Genomic DNA, 3,106 nt, shown 5'->3' on the forward strand with positions numbered 1-3,106 from the left:
GCAACTCGGGCACGCACTGTGCCCGCACACCGTTATCCCCGGCCCCGCTGGCAAACGCCCCGGCGTCCCGCTGACACACTTCTGACACCTCTCGGCGCACGACGGCCACGGCCGCGCCCCGGGAAAGGAAGCCCCATGCAAGAAACCCCCGCGCGAGGCGTACCCGCGCTCCCCTTGGCGAGGACGCTCCGCGAGACGTCGGCGGACACCTTGGCCCCGGTCCTGAAGCTCTATCTGGACCTGCACGCCCACCCGGAACTGTCGGGTCTGGAGGAACGTACGGCCGCGCGCTTCGCGGCCGCGCTCGCCGCCGCGGGCTGTACGACCACGACGGGGGTGGGCGGCCACGGAGTGGTCGGCGTGCTGCACAACGGCGAGGGCCCGACCGTCCTGCTCCGCACCGAACTCGACGCCCTGCCCGTAGAGGAGGACACCGGCCTGCCGTACGCGAGCGAGGTGCGGGCGACGGACCCGGACGGCGCGGAGGTGCCGGTGATGCACGCGTGCGGCCACGACGCGCACGCGGCGGCGCTGACCGGCGCGGCGCGGGTGCTCGCCGCGCTGCGCGCCCGCTGGTCCGGCACGGTCGTGATCGTCGGCCAGCCGGCGGAGGAGACGCTGCGCGGGGCGCGCGCGATGCTCGCGGACGGCCTGTACGTGCGTTTCCCGAAGCCGGACGTGGTGCTGGCCCAGCACGTGGCCCCGTTCCCGGCGGGCCTGGTGGCGCACGGCACGGGCCCGATGACCTCGGCGTCCGCCACGGTCGAGGCCACGGTGCACGGGCGCGGCGGGCACGCCGGGATGCCGCACCTGGCCGTCAACGCCGCCGAGATCGCCGCGCTGGCGGTGGCCCGCATGAAGTCCCGTACGCCCCCCGGCACCGTTCTCACGGTCGGGACCCTGCACGCCGGAACCCGAGCCAACGTCGTACCGGACCGGGCCACCCTCGGCATCACCGTACGGGCGGCGGACGACGCGGCGGTGACGGCGGCGGTGGAGCTGGTGCGCGAGGTGCTGCGGGAGGAGTGCGAGACGGCCGGCAGCCCCTGCCCCCCGGAGACCGAGGTGACCGCCTGCGCCCCCGGCAATGTGAATGACGCGCGGTACGGGGCCGTGGTCCGCGCCGCCCACGAGGCGGAGCTGGGGGCGGGCCGGGTGGTGGTGTGGCCGTCGTCGACGGCGTCGGAGGACTTTCCCTGGTACGGGAGGGCGGGTGCGGAGGAGGGTTTGTACGAGGGCCCGGCGGTGCCGACGGTGTACTGGATGACGGGCGGGGTGGGGACGGAACAGTGGTCGAGCGCGGCGGGTTCCACCGAGGCCGCGGTGGGGGAAAAACTGGCGTCCCTGCCACCGAACCACTCCCCGAAGTTCGCGCCGGAGGCGGTGGTGACGCTGCGGGGGGCGGTGCACGCGATGGCGGCGGGGGCGCTGGCGTGCCTGGGACGGGGGGCCGCGTAGCCGGCCGGGCGTCGCACAGCCAGGTCCACAGCCAAGTGTCAGAAGGGTGTCAGCGGTACGCCGCTCCGTATGCCAGCGGGGCCGGGGATAACGGTGTGCGGGCACAGTGCGTGCCCGAGTTGCCGTGGCCCCCGGCTGTCGGGAGGCCCTTTCCCAGGAGAGTGAGTGATCATGGCGATGCAGTCCGATCTGGCTTCCCTTGCCGAAGAGATGCTGGCGCTGGAGTCCGAGACGTTCGAGATCAACGACTACGCGGACGTGAGCGAGACGCTGCTCGGCGGCAGCTCGACGAGCTGTGACAGCAGCAGCTGCTCGTCTTCTACGACCAGCACGACCAGCACCTGCGCGTGATACCGACGCGGCGGTAGTGGCCGCGAGGCGTCGGGTCGTCGCCCGATGCCCTGCGGCCGTCACCGCTGAGTGCAGCGCTGACGCGCTGACTGACGCGCTGACGCGCGTATGAAGTAAACGGTGGCAAGGAAAGGAACGAACAACGCCATGCGGCACGGTATTTCACTTCTCCCCGACTGTCGTCCCGACCGGCGTTCGGCGGTGGAGTACTACCGGGATGCCCTGGCGCTGACCCGGTTCGCGGACCAGGCCGGACTCGACTACGTCAAGATGACGGAGCACTACATAGGCGAGTACGGCGGATACTGCCCGAGCCCGCTGACGTTCCTGTCCACGGTCGCAGCGCAGACCGAGCGCATCAGGCTGATGACGGGCGCGGTGCTGCCCGCTTTCCATCACCCGATTCAGATCGCCGCGCATGCCGCGATGGTCGACGCGATCAGCAACGGCCGGCTGGACCTGGGCTTCGGAAGGGCGTGGCTGCCCTACGAGTTCGAGGCGTTCGGCGTCCCGATGGATGAGAGCCGGGACCGTTACGAGGCCACGATCAACGCGGTACTGCGCCTCTGGACGGAGGAGAAGGTAACGGAGGACACCCCGTTCTTCTCCTTCAAGGACGCGACTTCCCTGCCACGCGTCGTACAGGACCCGCACCCGCCCGTCTGGGGCGCGGCGGTCCGCTCCCCGGAGAGCTTCACCTGGCTGGGCGAGCACGGATTCGGCGTCATGCTGGCGCTGGCCCCCCTCAAGCAGGATGTGGGCCTGAGCAAGTACGTCATCGATCTGTACCGGAACGCGTTCGCGGCGAAGCACGGCGCGGACCGCGAGCTCCCGGGAATCGCCTTGAGCACTCCGCTCTACGTGGCGGAGACGGACGAAGAAGCATACCGAGTAGCGGAGCCGTTGTACCGCGAGTACATGTCGGTATGGTCCGAGGCGGCATCGTCCTGGGAGACGACGAAGTCGGGCTCGTATGTGGGCTACGACAGCATGGGAAAGCACGCCAAGAACCTGCGGGACTTCGATGTCCGCAAGCACGGCACGGCCGTGATCGGTTCGCCGGAGACGGTGGTGGAGCGCATCCACGAATTCCGTGAGGCGTATGGCGTGGACACCCTGCTGTGGCAGGTGGATTTCGGCGGCCAGAACCTCGACCAGATGATGTCGAGTCTGAAGCTGTACGTCGAAAAGGTGATCCCGAACCTGTAATTCCGGGACCACCGCCCAGAGCGACAACCAAATAACGAGTCATTTCCCCCCACGATAACGAGGAGACTCTGATGAAGCTCAACACGAC

Annotated in this window: 3 protein-coding genes; all 3 read left to right on the forward strand. The window is 69.7% G+C overall.

Annotated elements, in window-relative coordinates:
* Window positions 1–135 precede the first annotated feature (135 nt).
* The gene (locus tag ACFU99_RS38875) at window positions 136–1,458 is read left to right on the forward strand and encodes an amidohydrolase (protein WP_384402013.1); all 1,323 of its coding nucleotides are present in this window, start codon (window positions 136–138) and stop codon (window positions 1,456–1,458) included.
* A 171-nt stretch (window positions 1,459–1,629) separates the two neighbouring features.
* A complete protein-coding gene (locus ACFU99_RS38880; RefSeq protein WP_363132721.1) occupies window positions 1,630–1,809 on the forward strand; it encodes a thiazolylpeptide-type bacteriocin in 180 nt (59 codons plus the stop codon).
* Between the two features lie 147 nt (window positions 1,810–1,956).
* Entirely contained in the window at window positions 1,957–3,018 is a 1,062-nt protein-coding gene (locus ACFU99_RS38885; protein WP_384402017.1) for an LLM class flavin-dependent oxidoreductase, read from the forward strand.
* Window positions 3,019–3,106 lie beyond the last annotated feature (88 nt).

Source organism: Streptomyces sp. NPDC057654, assembly GCF_042800135.1.
Taxonomy (GTDB): Bacteria; Actinomycetota; Actinomycetes; order Streptomycetales; family Streptomycetaceae; genus Streptomyces.

What these genes read in the sequence shown, in the direction of transcription:
- ACFU99_RS38875 (WP_384402013.1), top strand. Translation starts at nt 136, where the DNA reads ATGCAAGAAACCCCCGCGCGAGGCGTACCCGCGCTCCCCTTGGCGAGG.
- ACFU99_RS38880 (WP_363132721.1), top strand. Translation starts at nt 1,630, where the DNA reads ATGGCGATGCAGTCCGATCTGGCTTCCCTTGCCGAAGAGATGCTGGCG.
- ACFU99_RS38885 (WP_384402017.1), top strand. Translation starts at nt 1,957, where the DNA reads ATGCGGCACGGTATTTCACTTCTCCCCGACTGTCGTCCCGACCGGCGT.